The sequence below is a fragment of the Bradyrhizobium sp. CCBAU 53351 genome (assembly GCF_015291745.1).
Classification (GTDB): domain Bacteria; phylum Pseudomonadota; class Alphaproteobacteria; order Rhizobiales; family Xanthobacteraceae; genus Bradyrhizobium.
This window is the reverse complement of record NZ_CP030059.1, coordinates 1701793-1724566: the sequence shown is the minus strand read 5'-3', so window position 1 is coordinate 1724566 and position 22774 is coordinate 1701793. Positions and strand designations below refer to the sequence as shown.

The following is a 22774-nucleotide window of genomic DNA, read 5'->3' as shown; positions in this document are numbered from 1 at the left end:
ATACTCCGAACGGCGGACACGAGCGCCACATCGCGGCGTCGCAACACCCGTCGTACGAAATCCTTCGCGCCGCCTGCGCATACATTCAGCAGTGCAAATCGCGAAAATCTTGAAAGCGCCTTCCTCGCGCCACGCTGAACCGGCATCGCATCGATATTCTGCTGCTGCCGAGCAAGTCTGTTCCTGCACAAGGAACCGCGTTTCGCTCGCGATTTGCAGCTTCGTTTTTATCTGAAATTCACACTCGACAGAGAAGCTTGAACGCAAATCCTGCGAGCAATTTCGTTCGCGCTGAAATCGAGTGTGCAATGTCCGATCAAACCATCCTGTCCGCCAGCGGCTTCATCAACTCCATTGGCGTCAACACCCACGCCGGCTTCGGGTGGACCGGCTACAACAATCTCGCGCTGATGGTCGACGACCTCGAGTATCTCGGCGTCACCCACCTCCGCGACGCGATGGGGACCAGCCCGGCTGCGCAACCCGTCGTCGATGGCCTGGCCGCCGCCGGCTACAAGTTCGACTTCCTGGTGTCGTCCGCCCTGCCCCAGACCGGCACAACCGGACTGCAGAACTACATCGCCTCGCTCGAGAAGTTCGCGGTGAGCCATCCGGGCAGCATCAGCGCCATCGAAGGGCTCAACGAGGCCAATCACCAGCCCTTCAGCTACAATGGCAGCTCGAGCCTCAGCGCCGCGGCCCAGTTCCAGAGCGCGCTCTACCAGGCCGTCAATGCCAACGCCACGCTCGGCAGCATCCCCGTCTACAATCTGTCACTGGCCTACAACGATCCGCAAGGCTACAGCCAGCTCGGCAACATGTCGGGCTCGGTCGACTACGCCAACGCCCATGCCTATGTCAGCACCAGCCTGACGACCGGCAGCTCGATTTCGGCAACGCTGAGCGCCGTCATGACCGCGGCGCCGGGCAAGCCCGTCGTCATCACCGAGACCGGCTACACCACCCAGGCCAACACCCAATATCTCGGCGTCGACGAGACGGTGCAGGCCAAATCGATCCTCAACACCCTGGTCGATGCCTACAAGGCCGGCGTGAGCGCCACCTATCTCTACGAGCTGTTCGATCGCGACTCGTCCGCCGGCAATACCAATCCCGAGGCCAATTTCGGATTGTTCAATTCCGACGGCTCGCCGAAGCTCGCCGCCACCGCCATCCACAATTTGACGACCATTCTGGCCGACGACGGCAAGGGCAGCCTGCAGCCGACTGATCCGTTGAACTACACCCTGAGCAACATGCCGGCGACCGGCAACAGCATGGTGCTCGGCAAGAGCAACGGCGCCTACGAGCTCGTCGTGTGGGCGGAGCCGAAGCTCTGGAACGATTCCACCGATAGCGAGGTGTCAAACACCGCCCAGACGGTCACCGTGAATCTCGGCGGCGTGCATCATTCGGTGAAGGTGTACGACACCCTGACGGGAACCACGGCGATCGCCAGCTACACCGACGTCAGCTCGATCACGATTCCGGTCAGCGACCACCCGCTGATCATCGAGATCGACGCGCCCCCGGCCACGTCGACTCCGCCGGACACGAGGACCACCGTCAGCGGCTCGGCCGCCGAGATCGTGCCGCAACTGTCCGACCTCAGCGAGTCGACGGCACTGCAGACCATCACGCTGACCGGCTCGCACGTCCTGCCCGTCGCCTCCAAGGCGACCATGGACTACATCATTGCCCATTACGGCAGCGCCCTCTCCAAGATCCAGGGCGGCTACTCGTTCTCGGTGACGAACTCGGCCGCGACCTGGAGCAGCACGAAGACTTATAGTTCCAGCGGAGCGCTCGTGTCGAAGTCGGATACCGGCCTGAATTCGAGCGGGCAGCCGACCTCGACCACCGTGGCCTACACCGACGGCTCCAAGGACCTGATCAGCTACACGGGCGGCGTGAAGACGAAGTTCGTTCACGTCGGCACCGACGCAACCAGGACCACCGACACCTACAACACCGCCGGCACCCTTCTGAGCGAAGTCGTCCAGAAGTCCGACGGCTATTACTCCACCACGCTCTACACGAGCGGCGTGAAGACCGCCGCCTATGTCAAGAATGCCGACGGGACGCAGGACAATTACACCTACGGCATCACGGGCAAGAGCTTCACCACCCAGGTTCAGCATCTCGACGCCTCGGGCAAGGTCACCTCGGTGACCCGCAGCCATGCCGACGGCTCGCTGGACTCGACGCAGGTCTACAACAGCGACGGCAGCAGCGTGATCACCACCTACAGCGCTGCCGGCGTGAAGCTGGTCGAGACGGCCTATCACGCCGACCACAGCAAGGATGTCTGGACCTACAACATCACGGACCAGAACTACACGACCGAGCACGACGTCTACAGCGCCACCGGCTTCCTCACCAGCCTGACGCGCCTGCACAGCGACGGCAGCCTCGCCTTCAAGCTCACTCAGACCACGGACGGCACCAAGACGACCGATTGGTACAATGCCGCCGGCAGCCTCACCAGCGAGGTGGTGCAGAAGGCGGACGGCACTACGTCGACCACGACCTACAGCAACGGCGTCAAGACCAATACCTATGTGAAGAATGCCGACGGCAGCCAGGACAATTACGCCTTTGGCATCACCGGCCAGAGCTACACCACGCTGATCCAGCACGTCGATCCCTCGGGCAAGGTCACGGCCGTGACCCGCAAGCATGCCGACGGCACGCTCGACTACACCCAGATCATCTACGCCGACGGCGGCAGCGTCGTCACCAATTACGACGCTGCGGGGACGCGGACCAAGGAAACCGACTTCCATGCCGATGGCAGCAAGGACGTTTTCCTCTTCAACATCACTGGCCAGAGCTACACGACCGAGCACGACATCTACGATGCGACCGGCTTCCTCACCACGCTGATCCGCAAGCACGCCGACGGCAGCATGGCCTTCAAGCTGGTGCAGACCGCCGATGGGACCAAGACGACCGACTGGTACGACGCCAACGGCGTCCTCACCAGCGAGGTGTTCCAGAAGCCGAGCGGTTACAGCTCGACGACGGTGTACACCAACGGCGTCAAGACAGCGGCCTACATCACCAATGCCGACCAGAGCCACGACAATTACAGCTACAACATCACCGGTCAGAGCTACACCACGCAATACCAGCACCTCGACCCCACAGGCCAGACGACCGAGGTGACCCGCTGGCATGCGGACAACTCGCTCGACTACACCCAGATCATCAACAGCGACGGCAGCAGCGTGGTCACCAACTACGATGCGTCGGGCGTCAAGAAGACGGAGACCGACTACCACGCCGACGGGTCGAAGGACGTCTTCCAGTTCAACGTCGTCGGCCAGACCTACGCGAACGAGCACGACACCTACGATTCGACCGGCTTCCTCACCAACATCGTTCGCACCCACGCCGACAACAGCCTGGCCTTCACACTGGAGCAGAGCGCCAACGGCACCAAGACCTCCGACTGGTACGACGCCCACGGCGTCATCACCAGCGAGGTGACCACGAAGCTCGACGGTTACAGCTCCACGACGGTCTATACCGGCGGCGTGAAGACCGCCGCCTATATCAAGAATGCCGATGGCACGTCGGATAACTGGAACTACAACGTCACCGGGCAGTCCTACACCACCCAGCATCAGCACCTCGATGCCTCCGGCAAGCTGGTCGACCTCACCCGGACCCACGCCGACGGCACCCTGGACTATACCCAGGTCATCCACGACGACGGCAGCAAGCTGACCGATATCTATAGCAGCGCGGGCGTGAAGACCCAGGAGATCGCCAACAACACCGACGGCTCGAAGGACGTCTTCCTGTTCAACTTCAACGGACAGACCGGCACCACGCAGCACGAGAACTACAACAGCGCCAGCGCGCTGCAGTACTTCGATCAGACCAAGACCGACGGTACCCACAATGTCACGGCCGTCGCCAGCGGCGTGACGATCCAGGGCGGGGCCGGCAACGACGTGTTCTCGGCCTCACCGAACGCGACCACCATTGCCTACGACCACGGCCAGGACCAGATCCTCAACTTCCAGGCCGGCGACGGCACGACTCACGACGTGGTCCAGATCTCGAAACTGCTGGCGGCGGACTACAGCCACCTGCAAATCACGCAGTCCGGCACCAACGCGCTCATCACGTTCTCCGCCACCGACTCGATCCTGCTGAAGAACGTCTACGTCTCCAGCCTGACGAGCCACGACTTCCTGTTCGTCTGAGCACGGCGAATTCGAGCCCAGAGGGCCGGGACCATGTCGGTCCCGGCCCCGTCGTTTGTTGGGCGCCTGCCTGATCGATGAGCAGTACGCCGGCTGCCATTCGCAATGGGATGGCTCCCATGAATGCGGGCGAGCTGCCCCGATTGCGCCGCATCGGCCAACGCGCAGCGAACTTGCGTCACAATTCGCCGTTAGAAACGGAGACGAACCGCGCAAGGACTCCGAGGCCCGATGGAAGCCAGTGAAGCAAGACGTTTCGTCGTTCTCGACTTCTACCGCTTCGTCGCCGCGCTCGGGGTCTTCATCTTCCACCTGAAGCTGATCGACACGGGCATCTCGCCGGCGTGGAACGGGTCCTATGGCCTGTTCGTGGACATGTTCTTCATTCTGTCCGGCTTCGTAATCTCCTACTCTTACCCGTCCGACGCGCGCGGTGTGGCCGCCTATTCCCGCTTCATGATCCGGCGTATTGCGCGGATCTATCCGCTGCACCTCTTGAGCCTGCTCGTCTTCGTGGTGCTCATCGGCGTCGGGCTGGAACGCACGGCCCGCTCGACCCCGCTGGACTTCCTGTACAATATCCTGCTGCTACAGGCCTGGGGCGTCACCGATCACCTCAGCTTCAACTCGCCGTCCTGGTCGATCAGCGCGGAGTTCTTCTGCTATCTGGTGTTTCCGCCCTTGATGCTGTTCGCGCGCAAGGTCCAGCCGATCGTGCTCGCTGCGATCGTTGCGGCGCTCTATCTGGTTCTCGCCCACGGCCATCTGCCGATCTGGCAGGAGCGGTCGCAGATGTATGGCGCCAATTTCGACTACGGAATGCTCCGCGCACTGCCGAGCTTCCTGAACGGCATCCTGCTCGCCATACTGTTCCGGATGTCGCATCCTTACCGGAACAAGCGGATGATCTTCGCCGGCATCGGCATGTTCGGCGTCTCGGTGCTCGTCCTCAACGTCTTCGCCAAGCCCGACCTCGCCATCCTGCTGTTCTCCTGCGCCATCCTGCTCACGGCGGTCGGCGAAAGCGCCTTCAAGCAGTTTCCGGGCGCCCGCCTGCTCGGCCGGCTCGGCAACACCTCATATGCGATCTACATGCTGCACGACGCCGTTCTCATTGCCGTGTTCAAGCCGCTCTGGACCTGGCTCGGACTGCGGCCCGATCAGTTCGGCCTGTTCGCCCTGGCGTGCTGCGTGGTCCTGACCGTCATCGCGGACCGCACCTACGCTTATTTCGAGAATCCCGCGCGGCGCCTCATCAATCGCTGGGCCGACACCGGCGCTCCCTCCTCGCGCAAGGTCCAGACGGCCACCGCCGAGACACCCATGCGTTTCGACAACACCGAGCGGGCAGTCAACTGACTGCCCTGCCGATGACGTGAGCGGCGTTCAGGCGACCTTACCGTCGGCCGCCGGCACAATCCGCATCGCGCTCTCGCCCAGCAGCGGCGCGACATTGGCGCGGGACAATTCCATGACGCCAGGCAGAGCCTGACGGACCTGCTGGCCGACGGCTTCGTGCGCGCCGAGGAAATGCTGCAGAAACGTCTCGAAGCTGTCGCCGACGAGAAACTGCGCGGGCGACAGCAACAGCTGTTCGCTGACGCCGAAATGCGCGAACAGGCCCTGGAATTTGTCCTGATAGGTAATCGCTGCGACGGGCGTTCCCTGCCCGAGCGCCGCAATCGCCAGATGCATGCGGCCGGTGATCACGCCATCGACCAGACCGACGACGGCCTTGATCTCGCCAGCCGACAGCACCTGATCGACGTGATGCACGCGGTCGCCCAGCGCGGGCTTGAGACGGGCGGCCAGCGGCCGGAGGCAATTGTCGTCGGCGATCTCCGGGCGGTAGTCGTGCGCCAGCAACAACCAGCTTGCATTGTGCTCGCGAGACAGAAGCTCCATGGCGCCCGCCGCGCGGTCTATCATTTGCCGCAACTTGGCCGGCTCCGGCTTCTTGAACAGCATCGGATGGATGTTGAAGACGAAGACCTTGCGGCCCTGCTCGCGCTGCCGCGCGATCGCGGCCGCGATCTGCTTCACTGCGGCCGTATCCGTCCGCGGCGTCAGCATGAATGCGGCGTCAGCGACCAGATGGGCGCGCTTGCGGGCGAAATCGTCGAAGCGCCGAAGGGAGATCGCATCACGCAGATTCAGGACCACGCCCGGATCGAGCAGCCGGAATACCTCGCGTAGCGCTTTCGCCGGGCGGGAGTTGAAGCTGAAGCCGAGCACGCTGACCTTGGCGCCGAACGCCGCCATCAGATCGGCAACCAGCAGCATGCGCGCGGCATCCACCGGAGAATAGTAGCCGTCGAGCACGTCGGCGCCCAGGACCAGCCCGAAATCCGGCCTGGTGAGCGACAGCTCCTGCGCCACCGTCTCATAGGAGAACGGCTGCCTCCAGAGCTCGAGCGGCTCGAAGCCCATCGCGCGCACGTCCGCGCTCGCCGTTGCGGTCGCTGTGATGATGTAGACCTCGAGGTTGGGATAGGCCCGCCTCATCTCCCCGGCCGCCGCTTCGATCATGGCCTCGTCGCCGCGCGACTGATGAACGCTCCAGGGATCGGAGGGAAGCACGACCAGCCGGCGAGGATTGTTGCGCGGCGCGCCGTTGACGCCGACGTCCTTGCGGGCGATCTGCCACCTGCGCAGCTCGAGCAGATCGAGTGCCAACGGCGTATTCTTCGCGCTGTTGAGCCAGCCTCGGAGCTGCCGGCGTACGGGCACGGGGATCAATTGCTTCACGACATCCTCCTCGTCTTCATCAGGCGGTCGCACCGCGCTTCACGACGAACTCGATCAGGGAAAGGACCTGCTTCCGCCAGAACAGCAGAAGGCCGGTCAGATAGGTCACGCCAAAACAGGACGACAGCAATCCCATCCGCAAATAGGGATTCATGCCGGGCGTCGCCTCGCGGCACAGCGCGACCGCGCCGTAAGCCAGGACGATGGCGCACAGGCAGCCCGCAATCGGACGCAGGAACTGGCCCCAGCTCAAGCCCAGCAGCCGGAGCGCCAGCGTGAACGTCACGGGTGTCACCACGAGCTGGGAGAACGCGAAGATCGTGGCCAATTGGCCGATGTCGCGCGACGGAAGCAGGAACATCGCCGGCACGACCGTACAGAACTTCAGGATGTTGAGTACAAAGACGTAGTTTGGTTTGCCCAGAGCGCCGAAATAAGCGCTGTTGACGAACTGTACCGTCTGCACCGCCCCGATCAGCATCAGCGGCCGCATCACCGCTTCGCTGCCGCCCCACTTGGCACCGAACAACAGCAGGGAAAACTCCGGCGCGATCGCCGCGAGGAGCACGAAGACCGGAGATCCGATCAGCGCACCAAGGCTGACGCTGCGAAGATAGGCGCCTGCGATGCGGTCTCGCTCATGTGCAATCTTGGACAATGCACTGAGCGCGACGTCCATGACCGCCTGGGTGAGCAGCTGCATCAGGATGATGTAGACCCGCGCACCGACCGTGTAGATGCCGAGCGCCGCGACGCCATAGAGCGACAGGATGATCATGTCGATCGTCCGCACGATGGCGAAATCCAGCAGCCTGTTCAGCACGACATGGATGCTGTAGCCCGAGAGCTCGCGAAAACTTGTCATGTCGTGGCCGCGCATCGGCAGCCATCGCGGCTGGCTCCAGAGCCACAAGCCGCTGATCGCGCTCTGGACGACGACCTGGATCACGAGGCTGAGAGCGCCAAACCCGGCATAGGCGCAGGCGATGCCCACGACGCCGGACACGGCGGTTGCCACCATAGTCCTGACCGCGAGCACGCGAAAATCCATCTGGCGCTTGTAGAGCGCCTCCTGGAACAGGGTGGCGGTGCCGATCGGCAGCGCGAGAGAGGCAGCTGTCAACAGCGGCGCGAGCCCCTTCACGTCGAGCCAACGCTCGATGTCGGTTGCGAGCAGCGCAATCAGGACGGCCAGAAGCGCCGAGGCTGCAAACGAGCAGAAAAAAGGCAGCGTCACGTCGGCGGGCTCGAGCGTCCGCCGCTGAATCAGCGCGTCACCGAAGCCGAATTCGGCGATCGAGCTCAGAAGCAGCAGGATGAAGGCGACCAGCGCGGCAAGGCCGAAATCGGCAGGATTGAGCAGCCGCGCCAATACCAGGAACAGCACGAACGACAGTGCGCGGCCGCCCCAATTCTGTGCGAGCGACCAAAACAACGCCACCACGACCTGATGTTGTTTGCCCTGCGTGACGTTCATCAACAATTCGACCCAATTCCGACAGATCCAACCACAATCGCAGACTAGACGACGTGGCACGATGCGGCCGTGACGTCACCATCTCCGATCACGGCGGAGTACTGATTGCTCGCTACGTTACGACGGAGTGATGGCAATCAGATGAGTGCCGTCACGTTTCCGATTTAGAGTGGAAGTGAGTTCAAATCGTGGACTACACTCCAATCAACCTTTGCAAAGTGATGCAAAATGGATGCCTTGATGAATTCGCCTGCCCAGCGTTCTCTCCGCAACTCCAGGCGCTTGCGTGTAGCGATCTACGCACCGCATTTTGCGGAATATTCCTACCGGCTCGCATCGGGATTGGCGCATCATTGCGACGTTCGCCTCGTGCTCAACCGCAAGGATGCCAACCAGCAATGGGAACTGGCCGATATCGCCGTGGCGGCGCCATTTCAGACCCGGATTCGCGACCTGAGCCTGCGCCGTGGTGGCGCGATCGGCATCCCGGCCTCGTTCCTCGACATAATTTCGTTTCGTCCGGACGTGATTCATTGTCACGAAGTTCCGGAGATCTACACGTCCAAGCTGATCCAGTTCCTTCGTCCCCTCGGCATCCCTCTCGTGTTGACGGTTCACGATGCGATTCCGCATTCGGAAGGCGGCTCCGGCACCTCGCCACGCGAGGACAGCTGGCGTGAACGCATGCGCGCCGCCGCGTCGGTCGTTACGACGCACGGCGAGAGCTGCATTGCAGATTTCCGCCGCGCGTCACCCGACTTCAAGGGCGAGACGGTTTCCAGCATGCACGGCGTGCTCATGGTTCCGCCGGCCAGGGGTACGATCACCGCGCCCGAATCCACGCGCATCCTGTTTTTTGGACGGATGTGGGCCTACAAGGGCCTGGACGTCTTCATCGACGCGATCGACATCTTGGCCCGGCGCGGCGTGGCGCACGAGGCGATCGTTGCCGGCCGCGGTCCCGAGATGACGCGGCTCGGCGCGCGGATGGCGGCGATGCCGACGGTCAAGACCATCAATGCCTACATTTCACCTGCCGATACCGGGCGACTGTTTCAATCCGCCGCCGTAGTCGCCTTGCCGTACAAGGATGCGACGCAGAGCGGCGTGCTTGCATCGGCTTACGGCAATGCGCGTCCCGTCGTCGCCAGCGCCACCGGCGGCATTCCCGACGTCGTCACCGACGGTGTCAACGGGCTGCTTGTTCCTCCCGGCGATGCCACGGCACTGGCAGATGCGCTCGAACGCGTGCTGACCTCGAAACCTCTTGCCGCGACATTGACCGACGGCGCGCGGCAGACCGCGGCCGGCATCTTGAACTGGGACCGCATCGCCGAAGGATTGCTGGGCTCCTATCACAAGCTCGCGGGTCGTACCGTGAGCTGACCGCGACGGCACCGCGGTGTCTCAAACCGATTGTCCGACCTTCAGCGGCCGAAAGAACATGCCCCGGATCGCACCGTCGAGCAGGCGCCGCAGCCTGACCTCGATCAGCTCATAGCTGATCGCGCTCGCCACCAACGACATCACCAGCCCAAGCGCGATGAAAGCGGCCCACAACAGCCAGCGATCGACACCGACGGCGACCAGCTTGAGGCCGATCACCTGCAAGGGGAACAGCACGAAGGGATGCACGAGATAGAGGCTGTAGCTGATCTTGCCGACATATTGCAGCGCCGGCGCACTCAGGGCCCTGCCGAGGCCTGACTCCGGGGCAAGCACCATGCCGAACAGCAGGAAGCCGGGAAGCAGCGCCACGAACGGGTGAAACAGCACAAGGCTCGCATACATCGCCACTCCGCAGGCTAGCCCCACGACCAAGCCGAGACGCCCCGGAATCGCGATGCGAAAGCCGGTGGCGCTGAAGAGCATGCCGATGCAGAAGAAGGCCGTGATCGGCCAATGCAGCAGACAGGCGACGCCCAGCAGGATCAGAGGCGCTGCCAACATCTTGCCGCCGATGCGCAGCATCGAGAACGTCGCGGCAAACCAGATGTAGAATGCCCATTCATAGGTCAGCGTCCAGGCGTTCTGCTGGGCAATGGGCAAGCCGAGCGCGTCCTGCACGAAGAACAGGTTGGCCGCGAATATCCCGAGATAGCTCGGCAGATCGATCCCACGGAAGAACTTGTAAGCGACGATCGGACCTATCGCGAACAGCGCGAGATGCAGGACGACGAATACCGGCATGATGCGCAGGACGCGATCGAAGAAGAACCGCGGCAGCGATCCGTGCCGTACCAGGCTGGCCGGGATCAGGAAGCCGCTGATCATGAAGAACAGCTCGACGCCATGCCCGCCGACATTGATCACCGATTGCAGCCAGGTCCAGAGCGGCGGCAGGAATCCGGGATCCGGAATGTCGTACATGCCGCCCTTCGGCATGTCGTAGAAATGATCCATCAGCACGCTCAGCGCCGCAATGCCGCGAAGCCCCTGCACCGACGGAACGAACGATCCGTCATAGGCGACGCCCGGCTGGTGCGGAAGCTTGGTCACTCTGCGGCGCCCTGGGTGCTGAGCGCAGGCTCGAGAACCACTTTCTTTCGTCGCGCCGAGCGGAACCGTTGTCCAAAGGCGATGCTGGGCTTCTCGACGAACGTGAACGTCATCCAGCTGACGATAAGTGACAGCGCCAGGATCAGCGCCAGGAAGATCGACCATCCCAGCGGCCCATCGCCGAACCAGACGAGGCGATGGATGAAGACGATCACGAAGGGCGACATCAGGTAGACCGAATAGCTGATCACGCCGACGAATGCCATCGGGCGCCACGCCATTCGCTCGCCGAACACGGCGAAGCCGATGAAGACCAGCGCGGCGCCGACATAAGCCGATCCGATCGAATAGCTGTAGAAGAAATTCTCGTGATACACGCCGCCGAAGCGCCGGTCGGACAGGGTGATGGCGAAGATCGCATACAGCAGCGTGCAGACCGCCACGTGGGTCCATCGCAGCTTTCCGCCGATGACGGTATCGCGGATGATCTTGCCCAGGAACATCGCCGACAGGTTCAACCCCACCTCCATCACCGAGGAAACGGTCCTGTTCTCCGCCAGAAGTGCAGCGGTCGTTCCGACCAGCGCGGCGGCAATGACGATCGCCACGGCCGTGAAGCGCTGGTTCAGCAGCCCCATCGCAAACAGGATGGTGCATCCGACATAGAACAGCAGCTCGATCGCCAGCGTCCAGTAGAACACCCAGAGGTTCGGGATGTTCACGAAGGTCTGCAGCATCGTCACGTTCGCAGCAACCTGCCCCAGCGGATAGACCTTCGAGTCCATCAGCTGCATCGTCACGAGACCGATCACGAGCGAGGTCCAGTAGGCCGGATAGAGCCGGAAGAAGCGGCTGATCGCGAAATCCCGAACCGGCGTGGCGCTGTCCGGAAAGCTGAACGGAATGACGAAGCCGCTGACGAAGAAGAACAGCACGACGCCGAACCGGCCGAAATTCATATAGTAGCCGAACACGTCATGGAAGGGCCAGTAATAGGCACCCGTCGGATGCTTTTCGACGATGATCTCGAATACGTGCTGGACCAGGACCGACAGCACGGCAATGCCGCGCAGCGTGTCGATGAATGCAAGCCGTTTATGCATCGTTCGTTCTCACCTGCTTCCGCTCGCCGCCGGTATATCCGGGCGGAAGCCTTCCAATGACGGCACCGGCGGCCGCATGACGATTGGCACTGCGTCTCCCGCCCGCGCGGAGGCCGCACGGCGCGAGAACACCTCGCTGAAGCTCAATGCGATGATCAGCAGGCCGGACGCCGGGCCGTAATTCAGCACCGTGATCGTGAACAGATTGACGACGAAGATCAGCGTCAGCTTGTAGACGTCGGTCGCTCCGAATGTCGCCCGGAATACCATCACCATGAATGCGGCGAACGGGAGACCGAACATCAGGTAAGTCCCGATGTAGAAATTGTCGACGGGCACCCAGAAATGCGCGAGCGGCGAGAACAGCTTCTGCGGATAGTTGAAGCAGCCCGCGCCGCAACCGGTCACCAGACCGATCGGCATGAGCTGGTTCATGTAGACGAACGGCAGCTGCCAGCTGTTGTTGATGCGATCGACGATGCTGAACAGGGTCGAGTGCGGCACCGCGGCGGTCCCCGATGCCACCACGATCATGAAGAACGGCACGAAGATCGCGGCGAAGGACCATTGCGCGATCAATCGGATTGCGGGGAAGCGCGATTTCTCCGGCAGCATCCGCACGAAGACCAGCAGAACAAGATAGAGCACGAGGACGATCATGGTCGTCTTGCTCGTGGTCAGCTTGATGGCATAGATCGCGATGGAACCAAATATGAGGCACCAACTGGTGCTCATGCGAATGGACGTGATCGCGAACGACACCAGGATGAAGAAGGCCGCCATGGTGTTGTCGGCGGCAAAGCCCATGAGGCGCTGGTCGTCGCCGCCATAGGCCCACCACAACCGGCCGGCCTCGCGCACCGCGCCGAAGGATTCGTATTTATAGCCCACCCAGGGCATCAAATAGAACTTGGTCAGGAAAACGCCGATCACGGAGAGATAGAAGGTCACCGCGATGACCGACAGCAGCTTTCGGTACGAACCAAGACTGGAATCGCAGAAGCAGAACCCCACGAACACCGGGAGCATCATCTTGAACGACGAGATCGCCGCGTTCATCGTTCCCATGAAGAGGTAGCCGAGCACGAGCGACAGCATGATCTGGACCAGCACCAGCAGCGCGAGGGTGCTACGATTGCGCAGGATGCAATGCACGAAGAACTGGGCCAGGCACAAAAGCGCGACGCCGTCAGGCAGGTACCAGAGCGGATCCACGTGATAGATGCTGGTGTAATAACGGATCACGCCGCCGAAGGCGTCGCGGACCAGATAGACCCCGAGCGCGATCGCCTCGATGTTGAGGCTGATCAGCGTGATCCGGGGACGATGCAGCGCAAGGATCGTCATGCCGGGCTCAGTTCGTCTGCCGCGCGGGGGACGCCGAGAAATCGGGCCGGCTTCCGAGCGCGTTCCGCATGAGCTTTCCGCCTGGGATTTCGACGTAGAGATAGGTGAAGTGGGAGACCGCCAGCACGGCGGCCAACGAGACCACGAGATTCAGCGAGGCCGGCAGACCGGCCCAGACCGAATCCAGCGCGGCGATGCGCCCCGCCCCGACCGCCCGCACAAAATACTCGGCCAGCAGCACCACGAGGGCGTGCACCATATAGATCGAGTAGGAACGTTTCCCGAGCCAGACCAGCGGCTTGGCCACCAGAATCCGCGGCACCAGCAGCGCATCCGGAAAGGCGAGCAGGCTGCCGAGGAAGATCGCAAACGTCACGGGCGCGAGGAAGGTCGACGCAGGACTGGTCTCCGCCAGGGACACCAGCACGATGCTGGCGATCATGGCGACGAATTGCAGCGCGCCCTGCACGGCAGGGCCCGGCTTGGCCGGCAGGCGGTCAACGATCCTGACCGTCAACACGCCCAGAAAGAAGCTCACGAAGCAGCGCAGGATGCCGAAATCGGTCTGAAGCCCGAGGCTCCTCTTGTCGAGCCCGAAGATGATGAAGACCAGGCTTGCGACCGCAAGCGCGCCGCAGAGCACGTAGAACCAGAGCAGGGACCGCATGCGCTGGGCAAAGAGGACGATCAGGCCAAACACCAGATAGGTGTAGAATTCGACGCTGATGCTCCAGCTTGGCGCGTTCCAGCTGAGATAGTCGATGAACCCCATCGAATGCAGCAGCAGGACGTTGAGACCGAAGGAATAGGCATTGTTCACTTCGAAGGCGGCCGGCGCGGCCACGACGACGCCCGCCATGACCAGGCTGATGCGCAGGAGGCGAAACAACAGATTGGCCATCAGCATGACGATGTGCAACGGATAGACCCTCGCCAGGCGCCGCACCATGAACTCACGCAGCGAAAAGCGGCCGAAGTCGCTCTCGACGTAGCTGAGCGACATGACGATCCCGCTGAGAACGAAGAACAAATCGACCAGCAGCCAGGAGCTTCTGAAGAAGGAGCAGTTGATCCACGCATTGTGCGGGAACGCTGCGAGGAACGTCGGCATCAGCAGCAGATGGTGAATCACCACCGACGTCGCAGCGATGCCCCTGATGCTGTCGAGCGGCAGGACATGCGCCTTCTCACGATGAACCAACTCCGTCACATCAACATTCCCAACTATTGCACCGCAGCAGTGTGTATCAGGACTCGCGCGTGTTCAATCTCCGCGATCGCGGACTCGCATTCGACGCATGACGATCGACGATATTTTCAAAGCTCGCAGTCATTCGGACATGCGAGCGCCAAGTTCACGCCATTATTTGCTTGAGATCGCCGCGCGTCGGCGCGCAAATCAATTCGGGCATGATGATTGCGATTTGCGTGCAAAGTGTGCGCGAAATTCGGCGCTGTTGCGATGATGGCGACGACAACGGCGCTGATATCTCGATGCGCACCTGTCGCAAATGTCGCGACGATAATTTTCCGCGGGTCGGGAACCAATGTCGCACGCGGCGACTTGTGTCGGTTTTGCGACGCTGTCTTGCGACTCCTGAACGTGCGAACGCCTCATATGTTTTCAAGTTGCAACATTCCTGGGCGCCAGCATGCCGATCTCGCAGGCATTGCATATCGTCATTTTGCAACCGATCGGAAAACAGGCAATGCATCGGTTGTCATCGACGACGCGCACTCGGCTTTTGCGTCGCACAAAAATTGACACAGTTACCTGTCAGGTTTCGCGTGTTCTCCTAATGCAACAGGAAGCAAGGGACACGGATGGGCTGCGGACCAATGATTCGTCATGCAAGGCTACGATGGCTACCGATCGTCTTGGCAGGCTTTGCCTTGGTCGTGTCGAGCATCGATGTTTGCCGCGCTCAGTGCGTCGAATTTTCGGATCGTGCCTCGCAGCTCGAGCTCGACACGTTCGTCAAGTCGCCCTCCTCGCTTCTGGAACGACTGCGCAATGACAAGGAGAAGCTGAGATACCGGCTCTCCACCCTTATTGCGACCAATCCGTCGGTGTTGCCCTCCGTGCAGACCCTGATTTCGGCCTCGGCGGCAACCGACCGTTCGGCCATCGGCGCCGCGCTGAAGATTGCCGAAGGGCGATGCACCTCGACGAAGCCGGACGCGGCGCGCAAGATCAGGGATTTCACGCAGCGGATCGGCGATCTCAACGTGCAATCAGGCTATGCCGCCGCGGGCGACGACGCCTCCGGCATCCAGGCTCAATCGCAAGCCAAGAGTTCGACGCAGCCGTCCCGAGGCGGGGCGCTGCTCGAAGGCGAATGGAAGACCAAGCTGGCCAATCCTTTCAAACCCGTCCCCCTTCCGAACTGATCAGCCATCGTCAGAGGCAGCGAAGCAACCAATGTACCAACCCAGAGAACATTTCCAGTCGGGACACAGATTCGGCATCGAGTTTGGCGGAGCGGTCCTCAGCTTCGAGCGTGTGGCCGACGTGCTGCGCCGGCAGTGGCCGATCATCGCGGCGTGCACCGGCGCTGCGCTGGCCCTCGTCATGATCTATCTGTTGACGGCGCAACCGATGTATACGGCGAATGCCCGTATCATGATGGATACGCGTCAGGCGCAGGTGCTGGACAAGGACAGCAACGCCAACAGCGCCCTCATCGATACCGGCTACGTCGACAGCCAGGTCGAGGTCATCAATTCGGACGACCTGATTCTCTCGGTCGTCCGTCGCCTGAAGCTAACGGACGATCCGGAATTCAATGGCTCCAGTCCGGGCCTGCTGTCCGTCGTCCTCGGCAAGGTCATGTCGCTGTTCAGCTCCGGCGAAGCTGCGTCCCAGGAGCGTCTCGAGCACGCCGTGGTGGAGCAGGTTCAGAAGAACCTGAGAACGGAACGCGTCCTGACGACGTATGTCTTGTCGATGAACTATCGCTCGCGGAGCCCTGACAAGGCGGCCAAGATCGTCAACGCCATCGCCAATGCCTATCTCGTCGGCGCGCTGGAAGCCAAATATCAGTCCACCAAGCGGGCAACCGAATGGCTGCAGCAGCGCAGCTTCGAGCTGAGCGAGCAGGCAACCGCCAGCGACCGCGCCGTGCAGACCTTCAAGGCCGAAAACAACATCGTCGGGACCAGCCGCGGCCTGATGTCCGAGCAGCAATTGTCGGACCTCAACACCCAGCTGGTTCAAGCGCGGGCATCGACGGCCGAAGCCAAGGCCCGGCTCGACCGGATCAACGCGATTTCAGACCAGGACGTCGCACAATCGACGGTGACCGACGCTCTTAACAACTCGGTCATCACCCGCCTGCGCGCGCAATATCTAGACCTCCAGGCCCAGTATGCCGATTGGTCGAGGCGCTATGGCAAGCAACATCTTGCGGCGGTCAATCTGGCCAACAAGATGGAGGAGCTGCGCAAGAATATCGCCGACGAGCTGCATCGGATCGGCGATGCCTATCGCAGCGACTATGAGATCGCAAAGAGCCGGGAAGCCTCGCTCGAGAAGAACGTGAAAGAGCTCGTCGCCCAGGCCGGCGATACCGGCCAGGCCGCGGTCAAGCTGCGCGACCTCGAAAGCGCCGCGGACACCTACCGAAACCTCTACAACAGCTTCCTCGAGAAGCTGCAGAGCGCGACGCAGAATCAGAGCTTTCCGCTCAGCGAGGCGCGCCTGATCAGCACCGCCACCAAGCCGGATCGCAAGAGCTCGCCGCGCACGGTGCTGGCGCTGGTGGGAGGCCTGGTCGGCGGCCTCTGCCTCGGCTTCGGCGTCGCATTCGGACGCGAACTGCTCAGCGACGTCCTGCGGACCCCCGGCGAGGTCGAGGACGAGCTCGGCGTCAAGTGCCTCGGGGTCCTGCCCGACATTCGCCCGCCAACGACGACCGGCGCGTTGCTTTCGTCGACGTCGGCCAAGACGAGCTCAGCGGATCTGTCGCGCTACGTGGTCGATCATCCGTTCTCGCGGTTTGCCGAGACGTTGCGCAACATCAAGGTGTCGATCGACGTTGCGCGGCTGACCCGCGAGATCAAGGTGATCGGCATCGTATCTTCCCTTCCCAAGGAAGGAAAGACGACGGTGGCGGCCAACTTCGCGCAGCTGATCGCCCTCACCGGGCATCGTACGGTCCTGATCGACGGCGACCTGCACACGCGCTCGCTCACCCGCGAGCTCGCCCCCAATGCCAAGAGCGGATTGGTGGAGGCTCTCAGCGATCCGGCGAGCCTCGGCTACCATGTGCAGCGAAGCAAGGAGACGGGCCTGGACTTCCTGCCCTCCGTGGTGGCGTCCCGCATGGTCAATTCGGCCGACGTCATCGGATCGAAGGCAATGGCCGAGTTGCTCAAGGTGCTGAGAGAGCACTACGAGTACATCGTGATCGACCTTGCCCCGGTAATGCCGGTGGCGGACTCGAAGGCCGTCAGCATGCTGATCGACGCGATGGTCTACGTGATCGAATGGGGGCAGACGACACGAAGCGCGCTCCAGGAATCGATTTCCGGGTCGGAAGTCCTCCAGAAGAAGCTGCTCGGTGCCGTGCTCAACCGCGCCAACCCGAAGATGCTCAAGCGCATCGAGGCGTATAAGGGCAAGCATCACAACAGCTACTACGTCGAGCACGCCTAGGCCGAGGCGCGGCGCAGCGCCCAGCCGAACAGACACGAATTCGGGCCCGTTGCCATTTGGCAGCGGGCCTTTTTCATGCTTTGCGGAACTGTCGTCTGAAGGCGATCACGTGCGCCTTCGCATCGGGCCGGAGATTGCGCCAAGCCGCCCCCAAGCCACACGCAAGCCACACCCCGATGGCTCAGGCCTCCGTATTCGCCCGGAATCCACAACTTGCAGCTATTGCTCTAGCCAAAAGCAAGGATTGACGAGGACGACGATGGCTAGGACAGTGCGCCGATTGGCAACCATCGAGCGATAAGACGAGACAATCCGGTCTTCGACGCCTCAAACAGCCGAAACTTTGGGCATCTTTCTTTCCGGGTTCCCCGAGGCTAAGCTCGGCGCATATTTGTAGTTCTTTTCCGGCGGGCTCGGAATGCTGATCGTCCTGACGATTTTGACTATTTGGGTTCTGCTCAACATCCTGTTCGTGTTGATCGTGGTTCCTCCGCGCAAGGTGCGTCGGCAGCCGATGGCGACCACGCTCTCGCCGGCGCCCATCGACCCGAGCCGACGGGACATCGAGCAGGACGAACCTTTCTCGATCCGCCATGTCATCGTTTCCGTTGCGATGGGGGCATTCTTCGTGCTGGTACCGCCGTTGCTCGCCTTGCGCGCCGCAATCATGCGGCTCTTCGGCAGGTCGTCGCGAGATGGAACCTGACCTCTCGCGCTCGCAATTTCAGATCATCGGGAAATTGGACGGTCAGTAGGCTTCCTGGAACATCACGGCGGACGCCGTGCGGGCCATGATCTTCAGGTCGAGCCAGATACTCCAATTGCTGACGTACCAGACGTCGTACTCGACCCGTTTTTCCATCAGATCGATCGTCGGCGTCTCCCCTCTGAACCCGTTCACCTGGGCCCAGCCCGTCAGCCCCGGCTTCATGTGGTGCCGGTAAACGTACTTGCTGATCAGCTCGTCATAATAATTGTCATGGGCCAGCGCATGCGGCCGCGGGCCGACCAGCGACATATCACCGCGCAGCACGTTCCAGAGCTGCGGCAGCTCGTCGATGCTCGTCATGCGAAGGAAGCGCCCGATCTTGGTGACCCGGGCATCCCGTTTGGTCGCCTGGGCAATCGTTTCGCCGTTCTCGCAAACGGTCATGCTCCGGAACTTCCAGATCTCGAACGGCCTACCGTTGAAGCCGCGGCGCGACTGGCGGAATATGACGGCTCCCGGGGAATCCAGCTTGATCAGCACCGCGACGGTCAGCAGCAGCGGTGTCAGCATCACAAGTGCGAACAGGGCCACGCCAATGTCGAAACAGCGCTTTTGCAGCCGCTCGAGAATGGTGAGAGGCGGCCGCTGGATTTCGACCGCGACGGTTCCACTGACCGGCAGAAACGGACGGGCTACGAGATCTGCGACCGGGTCGTCCGGCAGCAGGCGTATGGGCTGCGGGACGGCGCGTAAGTAAGGCCCCAGCTTGCGGAGCATCGGCAATTCGTTCCAGTCGATCGCAAGCAGATATTCATCGACGTCAGCCGAGCGCGATTGACGGATCACGTCGCGAATCTGCCGCTCCCAGTGGCCGTCATCCCGATCGTCTCCGAGCACGAAATGGCGCATCACGTCGAAGCCATTCCTCCGCAGGTCCTTGAAGCGGCTCGAGGTGAAGTCGAGCGGCTTGAGGCTGAGCAGGATCACCTTGCGATCGACCAGCCGGCTTCTCGCAAAGCTCGTGCCGAACACCGCCTGCCAGACGAAGCGGAGGCTGATCAAGCCAAGTCCGCCGATCACAGCGAACACGATGACGGTGCCGCGGGATAGATTGTCCGTCGATTTCAGCAAGAAGGCCGCAACGGCAAGGATCGTCAGGGACGTCAGCCAGATAAACACCGCCTTACGCAGCTGCCAGACGATGTTGAGCAGACGGTGCGTGGCATAGACGTCCCGGAAATAGGCGACCGCCACGAACACCACACCGACGAACAACCCCGCTCCCACCGAAGCCCCGTCATTGGGCGAAGCGACGGCAGCACCGTACAGCGAGGCCCCGGCGGCATAGCTCAACAAGATCAGCAGAAAGTCAGCCGCCATGACGACGATCTGAAATGGCCTCTGAAGAGCACTACCGCGCGTCGACGACAGCGTGTGAGCGTTTTCAGAACCATAAGTTGCAACAGCCATTCGAACCTCTGCCTATCGAGAGAGTGTCTGACGCTCATCGTGATGCTGAAGACTCGTCACTTCCCCGCGCGGAAGGTGTTGCGTGATCGCAGCGACATTGTGGCGCTGCACGCAAAACTTTTGCGGCGCACGGATCATGCGCCGCGTTGAAATGCGCAGCGAATTTCGTTGCGCTGAAAATGTCGTCACAGTGATGACATATGAGCGAGCGCGTTGCCCTATTTTGAATCAAGTTCCACGTCGAGCGCGATGCGTGATCGTCGCGCGAGCGCTTTGTCGCTCATCTTTCGGGCGACGCGATTGCGCGATGAAGGGTGATGAAATCATTTGCGAGAATTCCGACGGATTTCTATCTGGGCGTGCGTCCGGAAAAATTGACTCAGGCATGCAACTTTGCCGCCCTCCCGCACTCAGCAATGCAATCGTGCGGACCGACCGAGGCGCTGCCAGTCGCACAACCAGGTAGGCAAAAAATGCAGCGCCCTTCTTTTGGCGTGATCGAGCCGGAGAACAAGCACGCTCCCTCGCCGAATTCGCTTTGTTCGTGTTGGATGGAAGCTCTCCGGTGCCGGCGACTTGGGGAAATTTTTCGACCACCCGATCGATTGAGCGCCATGATATCTCTCGCCCGACCCCGCCCACCCATTCCCAAACCGCAATTGCCGGAGGGAGTCCGCATCTATGCGATCTCGGATATTCACGGATGCGCGCATCTGCTCGAGCCCATGTTGCGGGTGATCGACGCCGACGTGACCCGGAGCCGGCCGCGCTATGCGATCGAGGTCTTCATGGGCGATTACATCGATCGCGGCCCGGACACGCGCGCCACCCTCGACGTCCTGGTCGAACGGAGCCGGCGGGGAAACGCGGTCTTCCTCAAGGGAAACCACGAGGCGTTTCTCGTGAGGGTGTTCGAGGACCCCTCATTGTTCGAGGATTGGATTGCCGTCGGCGGAGCCCAGACGTTGATGTCCTACGGGCTCGCCCCGCCGGACCTGAAGCGCGACGAGCCGGCGTCGATCATGCGCGATTTGATTCGGGCAATGCCTACCGAACATCTGGAATTCCTCGACGATTTGCGGCTGAGCTTCAGTTGCGGGGACTTCTTCTTCGTTCACGCCGGCGTTCGCCCGGGCGTTCCACTTGCCGAGCAGACCGAGCGCGATCTGCTCTGGATTCGCGAAGAATTCCTGCGGAGCGAGGAGCAGTTCGGCAAATATATCGTGCATGGTCATACGCCGGTCCGCAGTGCGGAATTCATGGCGAACCGGGTCAACATCGACACCGGCGCCTATGCGACCGGCAACCTTACCCTGATGAGTATCCAGGGCAGCCGCATGCTCGCAGTGTGAGGTGACGACGGCCTGCCGCTGACGCGCGAGTCGGTCGCACTGGCGTAGACTGGTTGTACGCCGCTCCGGGCAAGCCCTAGTTGAGCAATTGCGGATTCTCCGGCCGCGCACGCGTCTGCGCCATCCAGTCGCTCCACGCTCGCTCGTGCTTGACGTAGAGCTCCAGCCAACGCTCTCCGTGCCGGGCCTGACGGACACGCCCCATTTCGCCGATCAAGTCGGCGTCAGGCTTGTCCAACGCTTCGAACTCGATGGTCTCCGAGATCGTCAGACCAACGAGCACGCGCTGTCCGGCGCCATCCGCAATGTAGCGTCGTGGAGCGTCCTTCTTGGGCTCGCTCATGTCATCATGCCCCTTCGTTTCAGCGTGAAGTTGGATGCCGACAGAGAACTAGACGGCATCTAAAACGCTCGTCGGGCGTGGCCGAAGGTTGTGGTGGGAGTCGGCCCGGCCGTTCGACGCGAGGCGCCACGGGATGAGTTCGCAGGACTTCGTTGGACGCGCCAAGCGCGCAACGCGTATCCCGAGATGAGGCCAGCGCTGAAAATCAAAGTGGAGACGAATGCAGAAGTCATGGGAGTTGCCTTGGATAGTCCGCGACCTATCAAGAGCGAGCAGTGTGTCGACATCATGATTCTTTCCGACTGTGGGCGCCGAAAGATTGTTCATGCCTGACCTCTGGCGTGCATGCAGCGCAGTCTCGCGTGCATCGATCGCAGCGATCAGGATTTTTCCATGAGACGCACTCTATATAGAGAAATGTTCTCGCAGATCCGGACCCGCCAAGCCGGTTGCAGTCGGCAAGCCCGACGGCCTTCCCTCACACGAGAAATTTCGGGCAACCGGCCAGCCCACGCCCTTGCAACCGTCCGGCAGCCGTCGCATTATTTCGCATCTCATTTCAGAGGGATTCAAATCCAATGAACTTCCGCGCCCTTATTCCATCCATTGCCCTCGCCGCCATTGGCCTCGGCGTAACGGGCTCCGTCGCGCCGGCCGCCGAGCTCGCGCTTGCTCCGTCACACCGGGCGGCCGCCGTCCAGGGCGGCGTCGTGCTGTGGGATGATGTTTACCCGCCCGCGATCTATGGTCCCCAGCTCCGTCCGGTCGAAGAAGTTGCAGCCATGAAGGCGCAGGCACGGCCCGTATCCCATCGCTGGTGGGGATATTGGTACGTCCGCTGAGTTCGACTGC

At 61.8% G+C, this 22774-nt stretch carries 16 protein-coding genes; 8 read left to right on the top strand and 8 right to left on the bottom strand.

Annotation, left to right across the window (positions count from 1 at the left end; translation table 11 throughout):
• Positions 1 to 308: 308 nt before the first annotated feature.
• Positions 309 to 4217, top strand: a complete 3909-nt coding sequence (locus XH83_RS08125; RefSeq protein WP_194406497.1) for an RHS repeat protein — start codon at positions 309 to 311, stop codon at positions 4215 to 4217.
• Positions 4218 to 4448: 231 nt separating this feature from the next.
• Positions 4449 to 5576 (top strand): acyltransferase, encoded by a 1128-nt coding sequence (locus XH83_RS08120; RefSeq protein ID WP_194406496.1) that lies wholly within the window; start codon positions 4449 to 4451, stop codon positions 5574 to 5576.
• 27 nt (positions 5577 to 5603) lie between these two features.
• On the opposite strand, the gene XH83_RS08115 is transcribed toward XH83_RS08120, so the two are convergent.
• Positions 5604 to 6965 carry a polysaccharide pyruvyl transferase family protein gene (locus XH83_RS08115; protein WP_246776438.1) on the bottom strand — a complete coding sequence of 454 codons (1362 nt, stop codon included), beginning with the start codon at positions 6963 to 6965 and terminating at the stop codon, positions 5604 to 5606.
• A 19-nt stretch (positions 6966 to 6984) separates the two neighbouring features.
• Positions 6985 to 8442, bottom strand: a complete 1458-nt coding sequence (locus XH83_RS08110; protein ID WP_194406494.1) for a lipopolysaccharide biosynthesis protein — start codon at positions 8440 to 8442, stop codon at positions 6985 to 6987.
• Between the two features lie 240 nt (positions 8443 to 8682).
• Between XH83_RS08110 and XH83_RS08105 the strand changes: the two genes are divergently transcribed.
• Positions 8683 to 9828: a glycosyltransferase family 4 protein gene (locus XH83_RS08105; protein ID WP_246776437.1), complete on the top strand. Its 1146-nt coding sequence runs from the start codon at positions 8683 to 8685 to the stop codon at positions 9826 to 9828.
• A gap of 21 nt (positions 9829 to 9849) precedes the next feature.
• Here XH83_RS08105 and XH83_RS08100 read toward each other — a convergent pair whose 3' ends face one another.
• From XH83_RS08100 to XH83_RS08085, 4 genes are read right to left on the bottom strand one after another with little or no spacing between them, the layout of a single operon-like run.
• Positions 9850 to 10941 carry an acyltransferase gene (locus XH83_RS08100; RefSeq protein WP_194406492.1) on the bottom strand — a complete coding sequence of 364 codons (1092 nt, stop codon included), beginning with the start codon at positions 10939 to 10941 and terminating at the stop codon, positions 9850 to 9852.
• Positions 10938 to 12044: an acyltransferase gene (locus XH83_RS08095; protein ID WP_194406491.1), complete on the bottom strand. Its 1107-nt coding sequence runs from the start codon at positions 12042 to 12044 to the stop codon at positions 10938 to 10940. Before XH83_RS08095 ends, XH83_RS08100 begins: the two co-directional genes overlap by 4 nt.
• 9 nt (positions 12045 to 12053) lie before the next feature.
• Positions 12054 to 13391, bottom strand: a complete 1338-nt coding sequence (locus XH83_RS08090) for a hypothetical protein (RefSeq protein ID WP_194406490.1) — start codon at positions 13389 to 13391, stop codon at positions 12054 to 12056.
• 7 nt (positions 13392 to 13398) lie between these two features.
• A complete protein-coding gene (locus tag XH83_RS08085; protein ID WP_246776436.1) occupies positions 13399 to 14601 on the bottom strand; it encodes an acyltransferase in 1203 nt (400 codons plus the stop codon).
• A gap of 689 nt (positions 14602 to 15290) precedes the next feature.
• Here XH83_RS08085 and XH83_RS08080 point away from each other — a divergent pair.
• From XH83_RS08080 to XH83_RS08070, 3 genes are all read left to right on the top strand, one after another.
• Positions 15291 to 15782, top strand: a complete 492-nt coding sequence (locus tag XH83_RS08080) for a hypothetical protein (RefSeq protein WP_246776435.1) — start codon at positions 15291 to 15293, stop codon at positions 15780 to 15782.
• A gap of 31 nt (positions 15783 to 15813) precedes the next feature.
• Complete coding sequence (locus XH83_RS08075; RefSeq protein WP_194406488.1) at positions 15814 to 18048, top strand: Wzz/FepE/Etk N-terminal domain-containing protein; 2235 nt, start codon at positions 15814 to 15816, stop codon at positions 18046 to 18048.
• Positions 18049 to 18466: 418 nt separating this feature from the next.
• The gene (locus XH83_RS08070) at positions 18467 to 18754 is read left to right on the top strand and encodes a hypothetical protein (protein WP_194406487.1); all 288 of its coding nucleotides are present in this window, start codon (positions 18467 to 18469) and stop codon (positions 18752 to 18754) included.
• A 42-nt stretch (positions 18755 to 18796) separates the two neighbouring features.
• On the opposite strand, the gene XH83_RS08065 is transcribed toward XH83_RS08070, so the two are convergent.
• Complete coding sequence (locus XH83_RS08065; RefSeq protein WP_194406486.1) at positions 18797 to 20227, bottom strand: undecaprenyl-phosphate glucose phosphotransferase; 1431 nt, start codon at positions 20225 to 20227, stop codon at positions 18797 to 18799.
• 614 nt (positions 20228 to 20841) lie between these two features.
• On the opposite strand from XH83_RS08065, the gene XH83_RS08060 reads away from it, so the two are divergent.
• Complete coding sequence (locus tag XH83_RS08060) at positions 20842 to 21579, top strand: metallophosphoesterase family protein (protein ID WP_194408198.1); 738 nt, start codon at positions 20842 to 20844, stop codon at positions 21577 to 21579.
• Between the two features lie 76 nt (positions 21580 to 21655).
• Here the strand turns inward: XH83_RS08060 and XH83_RS08055 are convergent, their stop codons facing one another.
• Positions 21656 to 21922: a hypothetical protein gene (locus tag XH83_RS08055; RefSeq protein WP_194406485.1), complete on the bottom strand. Its 267-nt coding sequence runs from the start codon at positions 21920 to 21922 to the stop codon at positions 21656 to 21658.
• A 578-nt stretch (positions 21923 to 22500) separates the two neighbouring features.
• Here XH83_RS08055 and XH83_RS08050 point away from each other — a divergent pair.
• Positions 22501 to 22764: a hypothetical protein gene (locus tag XH83_RS08050; protein WP_194406484.1), complete on the top strand. Its 264-nt coding sequence runs from the start codon at positions 22501 to 22503 to the stop codon at positions 22762 to 22764.
• Positions 22765 to 22774: the final 10 nt, after the last annotated feature.